This is a genomic window from Amaricoccus sp. (genome assembly GCF_017993425.1).
Classification (GTDB): Bacteria; Pseudomonadota; Alphaproteobacteria; order Rhodobacterales; family Rhodobacteraceae; genus Amaricoccus.
In genome coordinates this window covers 1-20,667 of the sequence record NZ_JAGOMQ010000054.1, presented here as the reverse complement: position 1 = coordinate 20,667, position 20,667 = coordinate 1, and the positions used below count along the sequence as shown (strand labels likewise).

The following is a 20,667-nucleotide window of genomic DNA, read 5'->3' as shown; positions in this document are numbered from 1 at the left end:
CGGCGAGCGCGGAATCGCGCTCGCCCCCCGAGGGGCGATCGCGGACGGATTTGCCACGGGTCAAATCCGTCTGGCGTCACCGTCCCGCACTCTCCCGACCGGGGTTTCTCTCCACTGTCGTGCAGTCCGACCGTTCGGTCACGAAGGGTGATGGCAGCCTGGCGCCTCACCCCGGCAGCCGCCGCTCGGCCTCGCGGCGGGCGAAGGCCTTGAGGCCGGCGCCCGGGCCGGCGAGGAAGCTGCGGACGCGGGGCGGGTCGTGGGGGGCGAGGCTGCGCAGCCACCAGCCGATCGCCTTCTGGATGAACCAGTCGCGGTCGGCGACCAGCCGCCCGGCCCAGCCGAGGATGCGCTCGCGGGCGGCGCGCTCGGTCGCGTCGGGGTGGCGCGCGGTGGACCACGGCAGCGTCGCGACCAGCGCGGCGCGGCGCACCCACATCGTGGGGTCGTCGACCCAGCCTTCCACGACGTCGAGCCGGGCCGGGACCGCGACCAGCCGGCGCTGGCCGGCCTTGCAGGCGTGGTCGGCGATCGCCCAGGCGTCGAACGCCGGGACCCAGCGCAGGAGCTCGGCCCAGACCTCCGGCTCGTGCGACGGGATGCGGGCCTGGGTGAGCAGCTTCGCCGCGGCGATGCGGGCCTCGTGGACGTCGCTGTCCCAGAGCCGGGCGGCCAGCGCCACCCGCGCGGGGACGTCGCGCTCGGCGCGCCAGCGGTCGGCCAGCGCCTGGATCTGAGGCACGGCGACGCCGAGGTAGCGCCGCGGGGCCTTGTGGTAGGCCGCCATCTCGGCGGCGCGGGCCGGGTCGGCCAGCGCTTCCAGCTCGTGCAGGGGGTCGGGCATGCGATCCTCGCGGCCCGGGCCGCGGGGGCGCCGGGAGAAATGGCTTGATGCCGCCCATGGGTCCGTGAGATCTGGCCTCATGTCCAGACCGCCCTTCCCCGCCTGGCCCGACGTCGCCGCCGATCTGGTGGCCGTCGCGGCCCGCCGCGCCCCGGCCGATCTCGTGATCCGCGACTGCGCCTGGGTCAACGTCCACTCGCGCGAGGTGATCCCGGGCGCGGACATCGCGATCAAGGCCGGGCGCTTCGCCTCCTGCGGGCCGGACGCGGGCGCGATGATCGGGCCGGGGACGCGGGTGATCGACGCGGGCGGGCGCTTCCTGATCCCCGGGCTCTGCGACGGGCACATGCACGTCGAGAGCGGGATGCTGACGGTGACGGAGTTCGCCCGCGCGGTGATGCCGCACGGCACGACGACGATGTTCGTCGACCCGCACGAGGTGGCGAACGTGCTGGGGCTCGAGGGCGTGCGGCTGATGCACGACGAGGCGCTCGACCAGCCGGTCAACGTCTTCGTGCAGATGCCCTCCTGCGCGCCCTCGGCGCCGGGGCTGGAGACGACGGGGGCCGAGCTCGGGCCGGCGGAGGTCGCCGAGGCGATGGGCTGGCCGAACATCGTCGGCCTCGGGGAGATGATGAACTATCCCGGGGTGGTGGCGGGCGACGCGAAGATGCTGGGCGAGATCGCGGCGACCCAGCGCGCCGGCAAGACGGTGGGCGGGCATTTCGCCTCGCCGGACCTGACGGACTTCCCCGCCTACGCCGCGGGCGGGCCGGCGGACGACCACGAGGGCACCCGCGAGGCGGACGCCATCGCCCGGGTCCGGCAGGGGATGCGCGCCATGCTGCGGCTCGGCTCGGCGTGGTACGACGTCAAGGCGCAGATCACCGCGGTGACGGAGAAGGGGATCGACCCGCGGAACTTCATCCTCTGCACCGACGACTGCCACTCGGGAACGCTGGTCAACGACGGCCACATGGACCGGGTGGTGCGGCACGCGATCGAGTGCGGGCTCGATCCGCTGGTGGCGCTGCAGATGGCGACGATCAACACCGCGACGCATTTCGGGCTGGAGCGCGAGCTCGGCGCGATCGCGCCGGGGCGGCGGGCGGACTGCATCCTGACCTCGGACCTGCGCGCCCTGCCGATCGAGACGGTGATCGCGCGCGGCGAGGTGGTGGCGGAGGGCGGGGTCTGCCTCGCGCCGAAGCCGGGCTTCCGCTGGCCGGAGAGCGCGCGCAACACCGTGAACATGAAGCGGGACCTCGTGGCGGCGGATTTCGACATTCCCGCGCCGGGCGCGACGAACCGGGTGCGCGCGCGGGTGATCGGGGTGGTCGAGAACCAGGCCCCGACGCGGGCGCTGGAGGCCGACCTCGCAGTGCGCGACGGGCTGGTCGAGGCGGCGGGCGAGGTGTGCCAGATCGCGCTCGTCGAGCGGCACCGGGCGACGGGCGGGGTGACGAACGCCTTCGTGGCGGGCTTCGGCTACGACACGCCCTGCGCGGTCGCCTCGACGGTGGCGCATGACAGCCACCACATCATCGTCGTCGGCACCTCGAAGGCGGACATGGCGCGCGCCGCCAACCGGCTGCGCGAGATCGGCGGCGGGGTGAGCGTGTGGCGCGACGGGATTGAGCTCGCCCATGTGGCGCTGCCGATCGCGGGGCTGATGTCGGACGCGCCGGCCGAGGAGGTGGCCGATTGCGCGCAGGGCGTCGTCGCGGCGATGGCGGCCTGCGGCTGCCGGCTCAACAACGCCTACATGCAGCACTCGCTGCTGGCGCTCGTCGTCATCCCGTCGCTGCGCATCTCCGATCTCGGGCTGATCGACGTCGACCGCTTCGAGAAGACCGACCTGTTCATCCCCGGCTGATCCTCATGCATTCCCGCAAGCCCCTCGTCGAGCTGCCGGTGATCTCTCCGGAATCCGAGAGCGACGTAATGCTCACCGACGCCGCGGAGGCGGTGGCCGAGATCGCCCGGCGCTATGACCGCGCCACCGGCTTCCTGCGCGACCGCTTCGCGCGGGTGATGGCGGGCGAGACGCCGGAGGGGCGCTTCCGCGCCTGGTACCCGATGATCAGCGTGGCGACCGGCAGCTTCGCCAAGGTCGATTCGCGGCTCTCGTTCGGGCATGTCGTCGAGCCGGGGGTCTACGCCACGACGATCACCCGGCCCGACCTCTTCCGCGGCTACCTCACCCAGCAGATCGGGCTCCTCATCCAGAACCACGGGATGCCGGTGCGGGTCGGCGACAGCGACACGCCGATCCCGCTGCATTTCGCCATGGGCGAGTCCGCGCATGTCGAGGGCTCGATCGAGGACACGCTGCACCGGCCGCTGCGCGACATCTTCGACGTGCCGGACCTCAACACCACCGACGACCACATCGTCAACGGGCTGCCGCAGCCCGGCCCCGACGGCGCGCGGCCGCTCGCGCCCTTCACCGCGCAGCGCATCGACTACTCGCTCGCCCGCCTCGCCCACTACACGGCGACGAGCCCGGCGCATTTCCAGAACCACATCCTCTTCACCAACTACCAGTTCTACATGGACGAGTTCGTCGACTACGCCCTCGCGGCGCTGGCGGACCCGGATTCGGGCTATACGACCTTCGTCGGCCCCGGCAACGCGGTGACGACGCGCGAGGGGGCGTCGACGCCCTCGGCGCCCAAGGCGCCGCAGATGCCGACCTACCACCTGATCCGCGAGAACCATTCCGGGATCTCGATGGTCAACATCGGCGTCGGGCCGTCGAACGCCAAGACGATCACCGACCATGTCGCGGTGCTGCGCCCGCATGTCTGGCTGATGCTCGGCCATTGCGCGGGCTTGCGCAACTCGCAGAGCCTCGGCGACTACGTGCTGGCGCACGCCTACATGCGCGAGGACCACGTCCTCGACGACGACCTGCCGGTCTGGGTGCCGATCCCGCCGCTCGCCGAGGTGCAGGTGGCGCTCCAGGACGCGGTGGCCGAGATCACCGGGCTGACCGGCTATGAGCTGAAGAAGATCATGCGCACCGGCACGGTGGCGACGATCGACAACCGCAACTGGGAGCTGCGCGACCAGTCGGGGCCGGTCGCCCGCCTGAGCCAGGCGCGCGCCATCGCGCTCGACATGGAGAGCGCCACAATCGCCGCCAACGGCTTCCGCTTCCGGGTGCCCTACGGCACGCTGCTCTGCGTCAGCGACAAGCCGCTCCACGGCGAGCTGAAGCTGCCGGGCATGGCGACCGCCTTCTACAAGCGCCAGGTCGCCCAGCACCTGCTGATCGGGATTCGCGCGATGGAGACGCTGCGCGACATGCCGCTGGAGCGGCTCCACTCGCGCAAGTTGCGGAGCTTCGACGAGACCGCCTTCCTTTAGGCCGGCCGGGGGCGATGCGCCCGCGCACCACTCGCGCCATAATTGCAGCCTGCGCGGCGAAAATACGCCCGCCCCGGCCGAACGGCGATTGAGTTCGGCGGCGCGAGCCGGTTAAGTGCCGCGCACGCCGGCGTGACCCCGACGCGCGAGGCGGCAAGAACGGCACAGGACAGGGAACGCCAGATGACACAGAAGGCCATGACGAAGACCCAGCTGGTTGCGGCGATCGCCGAGAACGCGGGCATGGACAAGGCCGCGGCCAACCGCGCGCTCGACGCGCTCACCGACGTCGTCACCCGCGAGGTCGCCGCCGGCGGCGCGGTCAGCCTGCCCGGCCTCGGCAAGTTCGCCTGCCGCGCCCGGCCGGAGCGCGAGGTGCGCAACCCCTCGACCGGCGAGAAGATGACGAAGCCGGCCGACCGCGTCGCCAAGGTGACCATCGCCAAGCAGCTCAAGGACGTGATCAACGCCTGACGCCGCGACGCCGGCGGCTGGCGCGGACGCCGGGACGGGCATGGACTGGCGGGCGCTCGGGCTCGGCGTCGCGTTCGTGGCGATGTGGAGCTCGGCCTTCACCTCGGCGCGCATCGTCGTGCACGACGCGCCGCCCTTCCTCGCCCTCTCGGTCCGCTTCCTGATCTCGGGGGCGCTGGCGCTCGCCATCGGCGCCGCCCTCGGCCAGCGCCTGCCCGCGGGGCGGACGCAGTGGATGGCGGTGCTGGTGTTCGGGCTCTGCCAGAACGCGCTCTATCTCGGGCTGAACTTCCTCGCCATGCGGACGATCGACGCCTCGGTGGCGGTGATCGTCGCGAGCCTGCTGCCGCTCGTGGTCGCCGGCCTCGCCTGGGCGACGCTGGGCGAGCGGCTGAGCCCGCTGGCCATGGCCGGCCTCGCCGCGGGCTTCGCGGGCGTCCTCGTCATCATGACCGCGCGCCTCGGCGCCGGGGCCGATCCGGTGGCGCTGGCGCTCTGCGTCGGCGGCGTCCTCGCGCTCGCCGTCGCCACGCTCCTCGTCCGCAACGCCTCGGGCTCGGGCGGGCTCTGGATCATCGTCGGGTTGCAGATGCTGGTCGGGGCGGCGCTGCTGCTGCCGGTGGCCGTGCTCTTCGAGACCTGGACGGTCAACTGGACGCCGGAGCTCTTGCTCGCCTTCGCCTATACGGTGGTCTTTCCCGGGCTGGTGGCGACGATGATCTGGTTCGTGCTCGTCGGGCGCATCGGGGCGACGCGGGCGGCGACGTTCCATTTCCTCAACCCGTTCTTCGGCGTCGCCGTGGCGGCGCTGGTGCTCGACGAGCACGTCACGCTGCGCGACGGCGTCGGCGTCGCGATCATCATGGCGGGCATCCTCGCGGTGCAATTGAGCCGGCGGCCTCCGCCCACGCCCCCGGCGCCCGAGTGAGCGGCGGCGACTTCGAGGCACGGCTGCGCGCCGCGATCGACGGCAAGACCAAGCCGCCGGGCGCGCTCGGCCGCGTCGAGGAGATCGCGGCGCAGGTGGCGCGGCTGCAGGGCACGCTCGCGCCGCGGCTCGACGGCTGCACGCTGACGATATTCGCCGCCGACCACGGCGTCGCCGCGGCCGGCGTCTCGGCCTATCCGCAGGCGGTCACCCGGCAGATGGTGGCGAACTTCCTCGCCGGGGGCGCGGCGGCGACGGTGTTCGCGCGGGGGCTCGGGGTGCCGGTCGTTGTCGTCGACGCGGGGGTGGCCGGGGCGCCGCTCGACCACCCTGCCCTCGTCTCGCGCCGCATCGGGGCGGGAACCGCGAGCTTCCTCGACGGGCCGGCGATGACCCGCGGCCAGCTCGCCGCGGCGCTCGACGCCGGAAGAGCGCTCGGGGCCGGGCCGGTGGAAACGGCGGCGGCCTTCGGAGAGATGGGGATCGGCAACACCGCCTCGGCGGCGGCCGTGGCGCACAAGCTGACCGGCCTGCCGCTCGCCGGGCTGGTCGGGCGCGGCGCGGGGCTCGACGACGCCGGGCTGGCGGCCAAGGCGGCGATCCTCGCCCGCGCCGCCGCCCGCACCGGCGGGCGGCTCGGGGCGGAGGCGGCGCTCGCGGAGTATGGCGGGTTCGAGATCGCCATGATGGCCGGCGCGATGGTCGGGGCGGCCGCGGCCGGGCGGGTGGTGCTGGTCGACGGCTTCATCGCCACCGCGGCCGCGGCCTGCGCGGCGGCGCTCGACCCGGGCGCGCGGGGAGCGCTGGTCTTCGCGCATCGCTCGGCCGAGGCGGGGCACGGGCCGCTCCTCGACTGGCTGGGCGCGCGGGCGCTCCTCGACCTCGACATGCGGCTCGGCGAGGGCTCGGGGGCGCTGCTCGCCTGGCCCATCGTGCGGGCCGCCGCGGCGATGCTGGCCGAGATGGCGAGCTTCGAGAGCGCCGGGGTGGCGCGGGCATGAGGGCGCGGCTCGCCGAGGAGGCGGCGATCCTCCTCCTCGCCGTGCAGTTCCTCACCCGCCTGCCCCTGCCCCGCGACGTCGGCTGGACGCCGGCGCGCATGGCCGCGACGCCGCGCTGGCACCCGGCCGTGGGCGCGCTCGTCGGCGCGATGGCCGGGGCGGTCTTCTGGGCCGCCGGGCTGGTCTGGCCGCCGCAGGTCGCGGCGCTCCTCGCCGTGGCCGCCGGCGTGCTCGCCACCGGCGCGTTCCACGAGGACGGGCTCGCCGACGCCTGCGACGGGCTCGGCGGCGGCGCGACGCGCGCGCGGGCGCTCGAGATCATGCGCGACAGCCGGATCGGAACCTATGGCGCCGCGGCGCTGACGCTCGTGCTGGTCGGGCGCGTCCTGACGCTGGCCGCCCTGCCCCTCGCGCTGGCGCCGCTGGCGCTCGTCGCCGGCCACGCGGCGAGCCGCGCCTCGTCGGTGCTGGTGCTCGCGACCAGCCGCTACGTGCGCGACCACGGGACCGGCAAGCCGGTGTCGCGCGGCGTCGGGCCGCGCAGCCTCGGCTTCGCGCTGGCCTGCGGGCTCGCCGCCGTCCTGCCCCTCGCCCTCGCCGCCCCGGGCGCGGCGGTCTCGGGGCTTGCGGGGCTCGCCGTCGGGCACGGGCTGATGCGCAGCCGCTTCGAGCGGCGGCTCGGCGGCTATACCGGCGACTGCCTCGGCGCGGTGCAGCAGACGAGCGAGATCGGCTTCTACCTCGGGGCGCTGGCGTGGCTGTGATCGTGCTGCGCCACACCCGGCCGGCGGGTCACGAGGGCCTCTGCTACGGGCGCAGCGACCTCGCCCTCGGCCCGGATTTCGAGGCGGAGGCCGCGGCGATCCTCGCCGGGCTGCCGGCGGTCGCGGCCGTCCGGTCGAGCCCGCTCACGCGCTGCCTGCGCCTCGCCGAGCGCATCGGCGCCGCCCGCGGCCTGGAGGTGGCCATCGACCCGCGCCTCGCCGAGCTCGACTTCGGCGCCTGGGAGGGCCGCGCCTGGGCGGAGATCCCGCGCGGCGAGCTCGACGCCTGGGCCGCCGATTTCCACGGCGCCCGGCCGCATGGCGGCGAGACCGTGGACGAGCTCGCCGCCCGCGTCGCCGTCGCGCTCGCCGAGGCGGCGCCCGGGACGCTCTGGGTCGCCCATGCCGGGATCGCCCGGGCCGCGGCCGCCCTCCTCAGCCGCGCCGGGGGGTGGGAGACCCGCCTCGACTTCGGCCGCTGGCTCGACCTCCGGCGGCGTTGACAGGGCGCCGCTCCCGCCGTCCCCGGCGGCGCGGGGGTTGGCGACCCGGCCCGGCTTCGGCCGCTGGCGCGACCTCCGGCGGCGTTGACACGGGCGCCTCTCCCGCCGCAAACGGGGCGGCGCGACGAGGGGACGGCCGATGGACAACCTGGCGCAGACCGGCGAGCAGCTCGCCCGCACCGGCGTTCAGCTGGCGCAGACCTCGCCGCTCGTCGAGGTCGGGATCGGCCTCCTCATGCTGGTCGCCACCATCCTGATCCACGGCGTCGGGCTGCGCCTCGTCGTGCGCGCCTTCAACCGGAGCTGGGCGCGGGTGACCTCCGAGACCCGCCACTGGCGCAGCAACCTGATCCTCGCCACCGCGGTGGGCTCGCTCGCCACGCTGCACATGCTGGAGACGCTGCTCTTCGCCCTGCCGCTCTACTGGCACGGGCTCTTCGGCTCGTTGCGCGACAGCTACTACTACGTGCTGGAGAGCTACACGACGCTCGGCGAGGGCTCGCTGGAGCTGCCGCACGAATGGCGGCTGCTCGGGCCGATCATCGCCATGGCCGGCCTCTTCGCCTTCGGCTGGACCGGATCGGTGCTGGTGTCGATCATGGCCCAGATCGGCCACATCGACCGCCAGCGCGCCCGCCGCGCCGACGCCGACGCCGCGGACCGGCCCGACCCCTGACGTGCCCCGGCGCTCAGCGCCAGACGAGACCGCCGCCGCGGCCGCCGGCCCAGGGACCGAGCACGACGTTCTGCCCGGCGAGCTCGGCCCGCGCGCTGCCGCTGCCGGCGCGCGCCCGGTCGAGGAGCGCCGCCGGCCCGGCGTCGCGGTCCCGCCCGGCGGCCACCGCGATCACGTCGCGCATGTGCACGAAGCCGTAGGCCTGCTCGGTCATCGCGGCCGCGTCGTAGGCGGTCTGCCCGACGCCGACATAGTGCCGGATCGTGCCGTTCCGCCGCAGCCGCTCCTGGAAGAAGGCGCAGGCGATCAGGCATTCGTCCGCGAGCGCGCGGAGGATGTCGCGCGGCGCGCCTCCGTCCATGGCGCGGGTCGTCCGCACCGTCAGCAGGTCGACGTTGATCGCCTTGCCGATGAACCGCGCGAAGGTGATCGAGAGATAGGCCTCCAGCGTCCGCGTCAGCGGGATGCCGGTCTTCTCGATGCCGGAGCGGACGAAGTCGGAGGCGATGCCGAGCTCGGGGCCAAGGGCTGACTGGGTCATGGCTGACGGGACCGGGGCGATCGGGCCGGGGGGAGAAGGAGCCCCCCGGCGGGTTGCGATGTCCTGGACGCGCGTCCTGCCATGCTCACCTCACGTCACGACCCCCCGCCGGACCCCGGTCTTGCGCAGCCTATCGGGCAAAGGTTAATCCTCCCTGTGACGGGCGGCCATGCGACAGGCGACTGAGCGACGGGAAGCGGGAAAGGGCGGCCGAAAGGCGGATCGAGGCTATCACGATCGGTCTCGAGGCCATGCGGACTCCGCGAACTGGGCGAACGACATACAACGCGACTTTCCGTATCCGAAGGTAGCACGGCCCGAGGCCTTCCGGCAACGACTTCGCGCCCGCAGCGCGACAGGGGCGCGAGTGTGACATGATCGAGACGGAGCTGAAGATCACGCTCGACCCCGACGAGGCGGCGCGCCTCGCCCGCAGCCCGGCGCTCGCGGCGCTGCGCGAGGGACCGCGCCGGCGCGAACGGCTGGTCTCGATCTACATCGACACCGCCGCGCACGCGCTCGCCGGGGCCGGCATCGCGCTGCGCCTGCGTCGCATAGGCCGGCGCTGGGTGCAGACGGTCAAGCGCGGCCGACGCGCCGGGGGCGCCGGGCTCTACTCCCACGAGGAGATCGAGATCCCCGCCCCGGGCGGCCGCCTCGCGCTCGACGGCCCCGACCCGAGCGGCGCCTACGCCGCCATCGCCGAGGCGGCCGGCGGCGCGCCGCTGCAGCCGGTGTTCGAGACCCGCGTCGAGCGCGCCGCCGAGCGGCTGCGCCTGCCCGAGGGCGTGGTCGAGCTCGCCCTCGACCGCGGCGAGGTGGTCGCCGGCGCGGCGCGCGCCCCGATCCTCGAGGCCGAGATCGAGCTCGTCGAGGGCGAGGTCGCCGCGGTGTTCGCGCTGGCGCGCCGGCTCTTCCCCCGCGGCCCGGTCCGTTTCGCCACGGCGAACAAGAGCGCGCTCGGCTACCGGATCGCCCGCGGCGAGCCGCCCCCGGACCCGGCGCGCCCCCGGCCGGCAGGGGCCGTCGCCTTCGAGCCGGAGGCGAGCGTCGAGACCGCCGCCCGCGACGTGCTGCGCGACTGCTTCGCGCAGGTCTCACAAAACCTCGTCGTCACCCTCGTGAGCGACGACCACGAGGGGCCGCACCAGCTCCGGGTCGGGCTGCGGCGGCTCCGCACCGCGCTCGCGGTCTTCGGCCCCAGCCTCGGCGCGAGCCGCCTCGCCGGCCTCTCCGACGCGGCGCGCGACCTCGGCCGGGTGGTCGGGCGCCTCCGCGACGCCGACGTGCTGATCGACGAGGTGGTCGCCGGCGCCGCCGGCCCGGGCCTCGACGAGCCGGCCCGCGCCGCGCTCGACGCCGCGCTCGCCGCCCGCCGCGAGTCGGTGCGCGACGAGGTCCGCGCCCGGCTCGCCGGGCCGGAGACGACCGGCTTCGTCTTCGACCTCCTCGAGGCGATCGAGGCCCGCGGCTGGCTCGACCCCGCCGACTACGCACAGACGGGGCGCCTCGCCGCGCCGGTCGCCGACCTCGCGCCCGGCCTCCTCGACGCCCGCCGCCGCAAGGCGATGAGGCGCGGCCGCGGCATCGAGGAGCGCGACGCCGAGGCGCTGCACGAGCTGCGCAAGGAGCTGAAGAAGCTGCGCTACGCCGCCGAGATGCTCGCCCCGGTCTTCCCGCGCAAGAAGGTCGACGCCTTCCTCCGCCCGCTGAAGTCGCTGCAGGACGCCTTCGGCAGCCTCAACGACGGCGCGATGGCGGCGGAGAAGCTCGCCGGCCACGGCGCGCCCGGCCACGGCGACCCCGCCGCGCAGCGCGCCGTCGGCTGGACCCTCGGCGTCCTCGCCGCCCGCGCCGAGACCGACCGCCCCCGCCTCTTCGAGCGCTGGCGCGCCTTCGCCGACACCCCGCCGTTCTGGCGCTGACCCCTCACCTCTCCGCGCGCCCGCCCCCGGGCTAGCGAATTCACGCTTCTCCTCCAGCCGCCATGGACCGAACGACAGGAAGCCGATAGCCGACCGACCGAAGCGGGCTCCGCCCGCGAGGCTGCGGCGCGACAAGCGAAAGCACGGCTTTCGCCGCGCCGACGACCGGAGCGCGCTGGCGCGGAGGTCGTCAGGGGTAAAGATTTCTGCGGAAGCGCGCCATCCGGCCGTGAGCGCCCCGGCGAGCGCGGCGACGCGCTCGCCCCCCGAGGGGCGATCGCGGACGGATTTGCCACGGGTCAAATCCGTCTGGCGTCCCCGTCGCGGCCCATTCCTCCCGATCCGTGGCTTCAGCCGGGATGTGTGAATGCCGTAGGCCCCCGGGGGGCTGGCCAACGCATTCGCGCTGATGTAACGGAACCGTCACAAACGACGGTCCGTACGAGGGCGGAGATGGATCTACAGGAACGGATCAGCCACGCCATAGCCTGGCGGGCGCGCCGGGTCCAGAAATGGCTGACGAAGAAGCCCGTGCCCGCGGAGAAGCGCAACGAGTCCCCCGCCACCGCTCCGGCCGATCCTGTCGCGATCCGCAAGCGCTTCGTCTCCGTCGAGACCGAGATCTTCCAGCCGACTTTCCCGGTAGACATCGTCTACACGTGGGTGGACAGCGACGACCCGGCCTTCCAGGACCAGCTCGCCGCGCACCTGCCGCCGGAGATCAACCGCACGACGATGTCCAAGGCGCGCTTCGCCTGCCACGAGGAGCTGCGCTACTCGCTGCGCTCCATCGAGCGCTTCGCGCCCTGGTACAACCACATCTACCTCGTCACCAACGGCCAGAGGCCGGGCTGGCTCGCCGATCACCCGAAGCTCACGGTGGTGACGCACGACCAGATCCTCGCGCCCGAGCACCTGCCGACCTTCAACTCCCACGTGATCGGCAGCGCGCTGCACAAGATCCCGGGCCTGAGCGAGCACTACATCTACTTCAACGACGACGTGATGCTGCTCCGCCCGGTCAAGCAGATCGAGGCCTTCACCGAGGGCGGCCTCTCCTACGGGTTCATCAGCGACAACCGCATCGGCAACGCGCCGCCCGTGCCGAACGAGACCGCGACGGAATGGGGCGCGAAGAACGCCCGGAGCCTGATCCTGCGCGACTGGGGCGTGTGGGTCGATCGCCGGATGACGCACATGTACCATCCGCAGCGCCGTTCGGTCGCCGAGGAATGCGAGCGCCGCTTCGCCGCGGAATACGCGAGCTTCCGGCGCAACCGGTTCCGCCAGCCCGACGACCTGCTCTGCTGCAGCTTCCTGCACCCGTATGTCGGCTACATCACCGGCAAGACGCTGCTCACCGTCAACCGGGGCTGGTACGTCCGCGTCCGCGACGCCTCGGCGCCGCAGAGCTACGCGCGGCTGCTGGCGGAACGGTCCAGGGCGCGGGGGCGCTCCGTCGTCTGCCTCAACGACTACATCCCGCCGGACGGCGAGCTCGAGGGCTACGAGACGCACCTCTCGAGCTTCCTCGAGAGCTACTTCCCCACGGCGTCGCCCTTCGAGCGTGCGGCCGGGCCGGCCGAGTTCTATCCGTCCGTCCTGAAAGCCGCGGAATAGGCCCGCCGGCCGCGAGGCCGAGGGCCGTCGGCAAGCTCCTGATCCGGGGACCCGCGGCGCGCTGGCGTCCTGGCGTCGCGGCGGTCAGCGCGGGGCGGGGCCGTGGCTGCCGCGGGCGACGAGGGGCGGGCGGACCAGCAGCGTCTCGGGCGGCGCGTCGGGGTCGGCGATGGCGCGCGTCAGCATCGCCGCCATCGTCTCGGCGCTGCGGTGGATCTCGGAATCGAAGGTGGTGAGCCCCGGCGGCGCCAGCGCCGCCTCGGGCGTGTTGTCGAAGCCGATCACCGACAGGTCGGCCGGCGCCGACAGCCCGAGCCGCGCCGCCTCCTCGAGCACCCCGATCGCGATGCCGTCGAAGACGCCGAGCACCGCCGTCGGCCGGTCCGGCCGGTCGAGCATCGCCCGCACCGCCGCCGCCCGCCGCGCCCGGTCGAAGCGCGGCACCGCCACCGTCTCCAGCCGCGTCGACGGATCGGCGCGGCGGTCGAGGGCCTCGCGCAGCCCGGCCTCGCGGTGGGCGCGGAACGTCGTCGGCTCGTCGATCGTCACCAGCCCGAAGCGCCGGTGCCCGAGCGCGTAGAGCATGTCGACGGCCTCGGCGAAGGCGGCCCGGCCGTCGGTGTCGACCCAGGAGAACGCCGCCCCGGCGTCGCGGGTGCGGCCATGGGCGACGAAGGGGAAGCGCTGCGCGGTCAGGTAGTCGACGCGCGGATCCTCCTCGGTCACCCGGGCGATCACCACGCCGTCGGCGCGCCCGCCGACGACGAGGCTGCGGATCACCTCGAGCTCGGTCCGGCTCGCCGGCACGGTGGTCAGCACCAGATCCACCCCGGTGCGCCCCAGCCCCGCGGTCAGCCCGGAGACGAACTCGCCGAGGAAGGCGTCGCCGACGCCGTAGCCGCGCACCGGCAGCGCCAGCGCCGCGAAGCCCGAGCGTCCGGAGACCAGCGCCCGCGCGGCGCGGTTCGGCACGTAGCCGATCTCGCGCGCCGCCGCGGCCACGCGCTCGCGCGTCGCGGCGGCGATGCGCGAATGGCCCGACAGCGCCCGCGAGGCGGTCGCCACCGAGATGTCGAGCCGCGCGGCGAGATCCTTGAGCGTCTTGCCCTTCCGGGACAAATCCGCGCCTCCGAAACGTTTCCCCTGCGGCCACCTATCACGCCGGTCCGGCTGCGCAATCGTTTCCCACTCCCGGCGGCGCGGCATCGGCGGCATCCTGCCGGCGCGCCGCCACGGCGCAAAAAGCAAAACCGCCGGACCCTGGGGCCCGGCGGCTCGCGATTCGCGCCGTCTTGCGTCGGTCCGGTCAGTTCCGGTTGCCGAAGAGCGACAGCAGCATCATGAACATGTTGATGAAGTTCAGGTAGAGGCTCAGCGCGCCGAGGATCGCGGCATGGCCGAGATAGGCCTCGCCCTGGGTGCCGGCGAGCTGGAGATACTCGTTCCTCAGCCGCTGGGTGTCGTAGGCGGTCAGGCCGGCGAACACCAGCACGCCGATCGCCGAGACCGCGAACATCAGCGCCGGCGAGCCGAGGAAGATGTTGACGATCGAGGCGACGACCACGCCGATCAGCCCCATGAACAGGAAGGTGCCCCAGCCCGACATGTCGCGCTTGGTCGTGTAGCCCCAGAGGCTCAGCGCCGCGAAGGCGATCGCCGTCACCAGGAAGACCTGCACGATCGACAGCCCGGTGAACACCAGGAAGATCGACGAGATCGACAGGCCCATCACCGCCGCGAAGGCGTAGAACGCGATCTGCGCCGCGCCGGCCGACATCCGGGTGATCCCGGCGCTCAGCCCGAACACGAAGAGCAGCGGCGCGAACATGATCAGCCACTTCAGCGGCGAGGCGTAGATCGCGACGCCGAAGCTGGTCAGATACTTGCCGTCGCCGATCATGTACTCGGTCGGGACGCTGGAGACGGACAGGCCGGCGACGGCCCAGGCCGCGAGCGCGGTGATGACCATGCCCACGGCCATCGTGCCGTAGACCTTGCTCATGTGGGCGCGCAGGCCCTCGTCGTAGGCTGCCGTGCGGACGCCGGCGCCGACGCCTGGGCGACGCACCGCTTCGAATTCCGCCATCGATCTCCTCCATGCAAACGGGTCGGCCGCAAGGACGCGCCCCCGGCCCTGACCGCCATATTGGGAAAAACCGGGATCGTTTCAAGCAGAACCAAGACGAATCACGCCGAAGAATCACATACTTTTTCGTGCGAATCGCGAGCGTTGCCTCAGTCGCGCGCCCGCAGCGTCGCCGCCGGTCGCGTCGCGAGCGGCCGCGCGGCGAAGGCGAGCCCGGCCGCGAGGCTCGCCCCCGCGCCCGCCAGCACGATCCCGAGCGCCGATCCCGGCTCGAGGCGGAAGTCGCCGTCGAGGAGCCGCGTCACCGCCCACCAGCCGCCCGCCGCGCCGGCCACAACCGCCACCACGCCCGCCGCCGCGCCCACCATCGCGGCGCGGAGCGCGAAGCTCGCGAGGATGGTCCGCCGCTCCGCCCCGAGCGTCCTGAGCACCGCCGCCTCGTAGATCCGCCGCCGCTCGCCGGCCGCCGCCGCGCCGATCAGCACCACGATCCCCGTGGCGAGCGTCGCCGCCGCCGCCCAGCGCGTCGCCGCTGCGATCCCGGCCAGCGCCTCGCCGAACCGCGCGATCCCCTCGCGCACGCTCACCGCGGTGACGTTCGGCATCGCCGCCGCCACCGCCCGCACCAGCGCCGCCTCCGCCCCGGGCGCCGCGTAGACCGTGGCGATATGGGTGTGCGGCGCCCCCGCGAGCGCCGCAGGGTCGAGCACGATCAGGAAGTTGATCCCCATGCTGCGGAACTCGACCTTGCGCAGGCTCGCGATCCGCGCCGTCAGGTCGCGCCCCAGCACGTTCAGCGTCATCTCGTCGCCGAGCCCCAGCCCCATCTCCGCCGCCTCCTCCGCGGCGAAGCTCATCAGCGGCGGCCCGGCGTAGTCCTCGGGCCACCACGCCCCCGCGACGATCTCCGTCCCCTCCGGCGGGCTCGCCGCATAGCTCACCCCCCGGTCGCCGTTCAGCGCCCAGTGCGGCCCGACCTCCTCGCGCGCCGGCCGCCCGTTGATCCGGGTGATCACCCCGCGCAGCATCGGCGCCGTCTCCACCGCCTCCACCCCGGCCACGCCGCCGGCGATCGCGCGGAACGCCGCCAGCTGGTCGTTCTGGATGTCGACGAAGAAGAACGCCGGCGCCCGCTCCGGCAGGTCGGCGGCGATCATCCGCCGCAGGTTGCCGTCGATCTGCCCGACCGCCGCCAGCACGGCGAGCCCGAGCCCCAGCGACATGATCACCGGCGCGGTCTCCGCCCCCGGCCCGCCCACCGCGCCGAGCGCCCAGCGCAGCGCCGGCCGCCCGCGCCCGGCGCCGGCCCGCGCCGCCCGCCGCGCCAGCGCCTGCGCGCCCCGCGCCGCCAGCCACAGCGCCGCCAGCGCCCCGACGACCCCCGCCGCCATCGAGAGCGCGATCCGCGCCTCGCCCGACAGCCAGGCGGCGAGCCCGACCAGCGCCGCGGCCAGCGCCGCCGTCACGGCCATCGCCCCGACCGCCGGCCGCGCGCGCGCCGCCCCGCCCATGTCGCGGAAGAGCGCCGCCGCCCGCATGTCGCGCACCCGCGCCAGCGGCCAGAGCGTGAAGACGAGCGCGGTCAGCGCCCCGTAGAGCGCGGCCTCCGCCAGCGCCCTCCCGTAGATCGCCGGCAGCATCGGCGCCGGCAGCCGCCCCGCCGCCAGCGGCGCCGCCGCGAACGGCGCGAGCGCCCCCAGCGCCACCCCTGCCGCAATGCCCACCGCCGCCAGCAGCCCGACCTGCGCCAGATAGACGGCATGGATCGTCCGCCCCGACGCCCCGAGCGTCTTCAGCACCGCGATCGTCTCCGTCTTGCCCTCCAGATGGCTGCGCACCGCCGCCGCCACCCCGACGCCGCCGACCGCGAGCCCCGCAAGGCCCATCAGCACCAGGAACGCCCCCAGCCGCTCGACGAACCGCCCGATCCCGGGCGCCCCCTCGCGCCGGTCGCGCCAGCGCAGCCCCCTGTCCGCGAATTCCGCCGCCGCCGCCTTCAGCGCCCCGAGATCGGCGCCCGCCGGCAGCGCCAGCCGGTAGGAAGAGTTGAAGAGCGTCCCCGGCCCGAGCAGCCCGCTCGCCGCCAGCGCCTCGCGCCGCACGATCACCCGCGGCCCGAAGGCGAAGGCGCTCGCGCCCGCGTCCGGCTCCGAGGCAAGCCGCCCGGTCACCCGGAAATCCTGCTCCCCGAGCCGCAGCACCCCGCCGACGTCCACGCCCAGCCGGTCGAGCAGCAGCCCCGCCGCGACCATCCCGGGCAGACCGTCCCCGCCCTCCAGCGCCGCCGCGAGGCTGCCGCCGCCCTCCAGCGCGACCGCGCCGCGCAGCGGATAGGCGCCGTCGACCGCCTTCACCTGCACCAGCGCCCGCTCGCCGTCGGGCCGCGCCGCCATCGAGCGGAAATCGACGATCTCCGACACCGCGACGGCGTTCCCGGCCATCCACGCCCGTTCGGCCTCGTCCGCGAAGCGATAGGTGAATTCCAGCTCCACGTCGCCGCCGAGCAGCGTCGCCGCCTCTCGGTCGAGCCCCGCCTCGATCGCCGCGCGCACCGAGCCGACGGCCGCGATCGCCGCCACCCCGAGCGCGAGGCAGGCGAGGAACACCCGAAACCCCGCGATCCCGCCGCGCAACTCCCGGGCCGCGATCCTGAGCGCCGCCGGCGTCCTCATTACGCCGCCCAAGTCGCGCGCGCTCCAAGATTATTGCGTAATTTCAACAGATTAACCCCGTTATCACACGTGTTACCCCGGCGCGCGCCGCGGCGGCCCGGGCCTCACGGCTCCACCCCGCCGTCGCGCAGCCGCACCACCCGGTCGCAGCGCGCGGCCAGCTCCGGCGCGTGGGTGACCAGCACCAGCGTCGCCCCGTGCCGGTCGCGCAGCCCGAGCAGCAGGTCGATGATCCCGGCGCCGGTCGCGCCGTCGAGGTTGCCGGTCGGCTCGTCGGCCAGCAACAGCTCCGGCCGCGGCGCGAAGGCCCGCGCCAGCGCCGCCCGCTGCTGCTCGCCGCCCGAGAGCTGCGCCGGATAATGATGGAGCCGCGCCCCGAGCCCGATCGCCTCAAGCTCCGCCGCCGCGCGCCCGAAGGCGTCCTCCGCCCCGGCAAGCTCCAGCGGCGTCGCGACGTTCTCCAGCGCCGTCATCGTCGGGATCAGGTGAAAGGACTGGAACACCACGCCGACCCGCCCGCGCCGGAACCGCGCCAGCGCGTCCTCGCCCAGCGCGCCGAGGTCCTGCCCCAGCACCCGCACCGCGCCGCCCGTGGCCCGCTCCAGCCCGCCCATCAGCATCAGGAGCGACGACTTCCCCGACCCCGACGGCCCGACCAGCCCCAGCGTCTCGCCCCGCGTCACCGCGAGCGTCACGCCCCGCAGGATCTTGACCGGCCCGGCATTGCCCGTGAGCGTAAGCTCGACATCCTCGAGCGCGATGACGGGAGACGACATGAGACCGGAACCCTCGACGGCGACGCCCGAGGCATATGGGACGCGGGGCCCCCTGCTCAACCTCGCCGTCGCCCGCCGCACCCCCGTCCCGACTGCGCCCGGCACGAACCGCCTCGGCGTCGCACCCCCCGCCCCGTCCGCGGCGTCGCACGCCGCGCCCCTCCGCGCCCTCGCGGCCGCCGCGGCCACGCTCCTCGTCCTCGCGTCCCCCGCCGCGGCCGGGCCCGTCGTCATCGCCGCCCTCGGCGACAGCCTGACCCAGGGCTACGGCGTGCCCGAGGCGGAAGGCTTCGTGCCGCGGCTCCAGGCCTGGCTCCGCGACAACGGCGCGCCCGACGCCACGATCGTCAACGCCGGCGTCTCCGGCGACACCACCGCCGGCGGCCTCGCCCGCGTCGACTGGACGCTCACCCCCGACATCGACGCCGTCATCGTCGAGCTCGGCGCCAACGACCTGCTGCGCGGCGTCGACCCGGCGGAGACCCGCGCCAACCTCGAGGGCATCCTGGCCGCCATCGGCAAGCGCGACCTGCCCGTCCTGCTCGTCGGCGTGCCGGGCATCGGCAATTTCGGGGTCGAGCACCGCCTCGCCTTCGACGCGATCTACACCGACCTCTCGGCGGCGCACGACACCCTGCTCTACCCGAACTTCTTCGCCGGGATCGGCGACCTCGCCGACCCCGGCGCCGCCCGCCCGCTCATGCAGCCGGACATGATCCACCCGAACGCCGCCGGCGTGGCGGCGATCGTCGCCGACATCGGCCCGTCAGTCCTCGATCTCGTTCTCACGGCGCAGTAGCCGCAGCCCCTCGGGCCGGCTCAGCGCCGCGTCGAGATCGGCGCGCGTCACCCCCATGTCGCGCAACAGGTGGTCGTCGAGCAGCCGCACCGCCTCGCGCTCGCGCCAGCGCGCGTCGAAGGCGAGGATCCGGGCCAGCGCCCGGCCCGGCAGCGCGGCCGCCAGCGCGGCCCAGGAAAGGGTGGGGTTCAGGCGCCGGGTCGAGGCGTGCATCGTCGGGCTCCATCGCGTTCCGTCATGGCGAGCGACCGTCGCATCACCATGCTTGATTTCTACCCGAACCGGATGCATGATCATAACGAATAGACGTGGCGCGCCTCATCACGGATCATGATATGCCCCGCAACCTCGACCTCGCCGCCCTGCGCTCCTTCGTCACCGTCGCCGACGCGGGCGGCGTCACCCGCGCCGCGGCGCAGCTCAACCTCACCCAGTCCGCCGTCTCCATGCAGCTCAAGCGGCTCGAGGAGGCGACCGGCCAGTCGCTGATCGACCGCTCCGGCCGCGGCGTGGCGCTGACCGCGCAGGGTGAGCAACTCGCCGGCTACGCCCGGCGGATGCTCGTCCTCAACGACGAGGCCTGGGGCCGGCTCACCAACCAGGCCTTCGAGGGCGAGGTCAATTTCGGCGTCCCCCACGACATCATCTACCCCCACGCGCCCCGCGCCATGCAGCGCTTCGCCGCCGAGTATCCGCGCGTCCGCGTCCGCCTGCACTCGACCTTCACCGCCAACCTCAAGGAGCTGCTCGCCCGCGGCGAGATGGACGTCATCCTGACCACCGAGGCCGAGATCGAGCCCGGCGGCCAGTCGCTCGACCGCCAGCCGCTGGTCTGGGTCGGCGCCCCCGGCGGCCAGGCCTGGCGCGCCCGCCCCCTGCCCTTCGCCTCCGTCAACCGCTGCCTCTTCAAGCGCCCCGCCATCGACGCGCTGGAGCTCTCCGAAACGCCCTGGGAGCTCGCCGTCGACGCCGACAACACCTCCGCCGTCGACGCCTCCGTCTCCGCCGACCTCGCCGTCTGCGTCCAGCTCGAGAGCGCCGTCCCCGCCCATTGCGAGGCGATCCGCCACGGCGGCGCCCTGCCCGAGCTCCCCGCCTACCACGTCGGCCTCTACGTCGCCGCCGGCCCCCGCGCCCCCCTCGCCAACCGCCTCGCCGAGTTCGTCCGCCACGCCTACGGCCTCTGCGACCGCCTCGCCGCCGAATAGCCGCCCGCCCCGACCGCCCGCCCCGACCGCCAGCCCTGCCGCCCGCCCCGACCGCCGCCGTCCCCCCAGATCGGCGCCGTTCCCGCGACCGTTGCGCGCCCGGCGTCCTGCCGCGCCCCGGCGCCCGTCCCTCCACCGCCCCGGCGCCGCCCCGCGTGCCGCCCACCGACAACCGCCGCCGCCCCGTCGCCCTCCCCGGCCAGACCCCGGCCGCCTCTCCTCCCGCCGACGCACCCTCCCCCCGAGCCCCGCTGCGCCGCCGGGAGATCCTGCCGCGCCCCCGGCGCCCGTCCCTCCACCGCCCCGACCGCCGCGCCGCGTGTCGCCCACCGACAACCGCGGCCCCGTCGCCCTCCCCTATAGGCCCCGGACGCCTTTCCTCCCCCGAGGCGCGCCCTCCCCCCGTCTCTTTTACACATCTCCCAGCCCCCGAGACGGACTCCTAACTCGTATGCCCTCTTCTGCTTGAAAAAAAAAA

Annotated in this window: 19 protein-coding genes; 12 read left to right on the top strand and 7 right to left on the bottom strand. The window is 74.3% G+C overall.

What is annotated here, in order from left to right:
- Window positions 1-166: 166 nt before the first annotated feature.
- Entirely contained in the window at window positions 167-844 is a 678-nt protein-coding gene (locus tag KBB57_RS18090; protein WP_290753286.1) for a DNA alkylation repair protein, read from the bottom strand.
- Between the two features lie 79 nt (window positions 845-923).
- Between KBB57_RS18090 and ade the strand changes: the two genes are divergently transcribed.
- The 8 genes from ade to KBB57_RS18050 all read left to right on the top strand — a co-directional run bounded on the left by ade (window position 924) and on the right by KBB57_RS18050 (window position 8,562).
- Window positions 924-2,720 carry an adenine deaminase gene (gene ade, locus KBB57_RS18085; RefSeq protein WP_290753283.1) on the top strand — a complete coding sequence of 599 codons (1,797 nt, stop codon included), beginning with the start codon at window positions 924-926 and terminating at the stop codon, window positions 2,718-2,720.
- Between the two features lie 5 nt (window positions 2,721-2,725).
- Entirely contained in the window at window positions 2,726-4,216 is a 1,491-nt protein-coding gene (locus tag KBB57_RS18080) for an AMP nucleosidase (RefSeq protein ID WP_290753281.1), read from the top strand.
- 183 nt (window positions 4,217-4,399) lie between these two features.
- A complete protein-coding gene (locus KBB57_RS18075) occupies window positions 4,400-4,690 on the top strand; it encodes an HU family DNA-binding protein (RefSeq protein ID WP_290753279.1) in 291 nt (96 codons plus the stop codon).
- 40 nt (window positions 4,691-4,730) lie between these two features.
- Entirely contained in the window at window positions 4,731-5,618 is an 888-nt protein-coding gene (locus KBB57_RS18070) for a DMT family transporter (RefSeq protein WP_290753275.1), read from the top strand.
- Window positions 5,615-6,619: a nicotinate-nucleotide--dimethylbenzimidazole phosphoribosyltransferase gene (gene cobT / locus KBB57_RS18065; RefSeq protein WP_290753272.1), complete on the top strand. Its 1,005-nt coding sequence runs from the start codon at window positions 5,615-5,617 to the stop codon at window positions 6,617-6,619. The genes KBB57_RS18070 and cobT overlap by 4 nt, the downstream gene beginning before the upstream one ends.
- Window positions 6,616-7,383 carry an adenosylcobinamide-GDP ribazoletransferase gene (cobS, locus tag KBB57_RS18060; RefSeq protein ID WP_290753270.1) on the top strand — a complete coding sequence of 256 codons (768 nt, stop codon included), beginning with the start codon at window positions 6,616-6,618 and terminating at the stop codon, window positions 7,381-7,383. The genes cobT and cobS overlap by 4 nt, the downstream gene beginning before the upstream one ends.
- Window positions 7,374-7,886 (top strand): histidine phosphatase family protein, encoded by a 513-nt coding sequence (locus KBB57_RS18055; protein ID WP_290753265.1) that lies wholly within the window; start codon window positions 7,374-7,376, stop codon window positions 7,884-7,886. The genes cobS and KBB57_RS18055 overlap by 10 nt, the downstream gene beginning before the upstream one ends.
- A 139-nt stretch (window positions 7,887-8,025) precedes the next feature.
- Window positions 8,026-8,562: an ion channel gene (locus KBB57_RS18050; RefSeq protein ID WP_290753263.1), complete on the top strand. Its 537-nt coding sequence runs from the start codon at window positions 8,026-8,028 to the stop codon at window positions 8,560-8,562.
- Between the two features lie 13 nt (window positions 8,563-8,575).
- On the opposite strand, the gene KBB57_RS18045 is transcribed toward KBB57_RS18050, so the two are convergent.
- A complete protein-coding gene (locus KBB57_RS18045) occupies window positions 8,576-9,103 on the bottom strand; it encodes a hypothetical protein (protein WP_290753261.1) in 528 nt (175 codons plus the stop codon).
- 374 nt (window positions 9,104-9,477) lie between these two features.
- Here KBB57_RS18045 and KBB57_RS18040 point away from each other — a divergent pair, with 374 nt between their 5' ends.
- On the top strand, window positions 9,478-11,028 hold the full coding sequence (locus KBB57_RS18040; protein ID WP_290753259.1) for a CHAD domain-containing protein: 1,551 nt from the start codon (window positions 9,478-9,480) through the stop codon (window positions 11,026-11,028).
- Window positions 11,029-11,481: 453 nt separating this feature from the next.
- On the top strand, window positions 11,482-12,648 hold the full coding sequence (locus tag KBB57_RS18035) for a stealth family protein (RefSeq protein ID WP_290753257.1): 1,167 nt from the start codon (window positions 11,482-11,484) through the stop codon (window positions 12,646-12,648).
- A gap of 84 nt (window positions 12,649-12,732) precedes the next feature.
- Here the strand turns inward: KBB57_RS18035 and KBB57_RS18030 are convergent, their stop codons facing one another.
- The 4 genes from KBB57_RS18030 to KBB57_RS18015 form a co-directional block, all read right to left on the bottom strand.
- Entirely contained in the window at window positions 12,733-13,767 is a 1,035-nt protein-coding gene (locus KBB57_RS18030) for a LacI family DNA-binding transcriptional regulator (protein WP_290753255.1), read from the bottom strand.
- 187 nt (window positions 13,768-13,954) lie between these two features.
- Window positions 13,955-14,734, bottom strand: coding sequence for a Bax inhibitor-1/YccA family protein (locus tag KBB57_RS18025; protein WP_290753252.1), 780 nt, complete (start codon window positions 14,732-14,734; stop codon window positions 13,955-13,957).
- A 149-nt stretch (window positions 14,735-14,883) separates the two neighbouring features.
- Window positions 14,884-17,406: an FtsX-like permease family protein gene (locus KBB57_RS18020; protein ID WP_290753249.1), complete on the bottom strand. Its 2,523-nt coding sequence runs from the start codon at window positions 17,404-17,406 to the stop codon at window positions 14,884-14,886.
- Between the two features lie 104 nt (window positions 17,407-17,510).
- Complete coding sequence (locus KBB57_RS18015) at window positions 17,511-18,182, bottom strand: ABC transporter ATP-binding protein (RefSeq protein WP_290753247.1); 672 nt, start codon at window positions 18,180-18,182, stop codon at window positions 17,511-17,513.
- Here KBB57_RS18015 and KBB57_RS18010 point away from each other — a divergent pair.
- A complete protein-coding gene (locus KBB57_RS18010; RefSeq protein ID WP_290753244.1) occupies window positions 18,181-18,981 on the top strand; it encodes an arylesterase in 801 nt (266 codons plus the stop codon). The two genes, KBB57_RS18015 and KBB57_RS18010, sit on opposite strands and share 2 nt — an antisense overlap.
- Here the strand turns inward: KBB57_RS18010 and KBB57_RS18005 are convergent.
- Window positions 18,949-19,194 carry a hypothetical protein gene (locus KBB57_RS18005; protein ID WP_290753242.1) on the bottom strand — a complete coding sequence of 82 codons (246 nt, stop codon included), beginning with the start codon at window positions 19,192-19,194 and terminating at the stop codon, window positions 18,949-18,951. The two genes, KBB57_RS18010 and KBB57_RS18005, sit on opposite strands and share 33 nt — an antisense overlap.
- Window positions 19,195-19,316: 122 nt before the next feature.
- Here KBB57_RS18005 and KBB57_RS18000 point away from each other — a divergent pair, with 122 nt between their 5' ends.
- Entirely contained in the window at window positions 19,317-20,189 is an 873-nt protein-coding gene (locus KBB57_RS18000; protein WP_290753239.1) for a LysR family transcriptional regulator, read from the top strand.
- Window positions 20,190-20,667 lie beyond the last annotated feature (478 nt).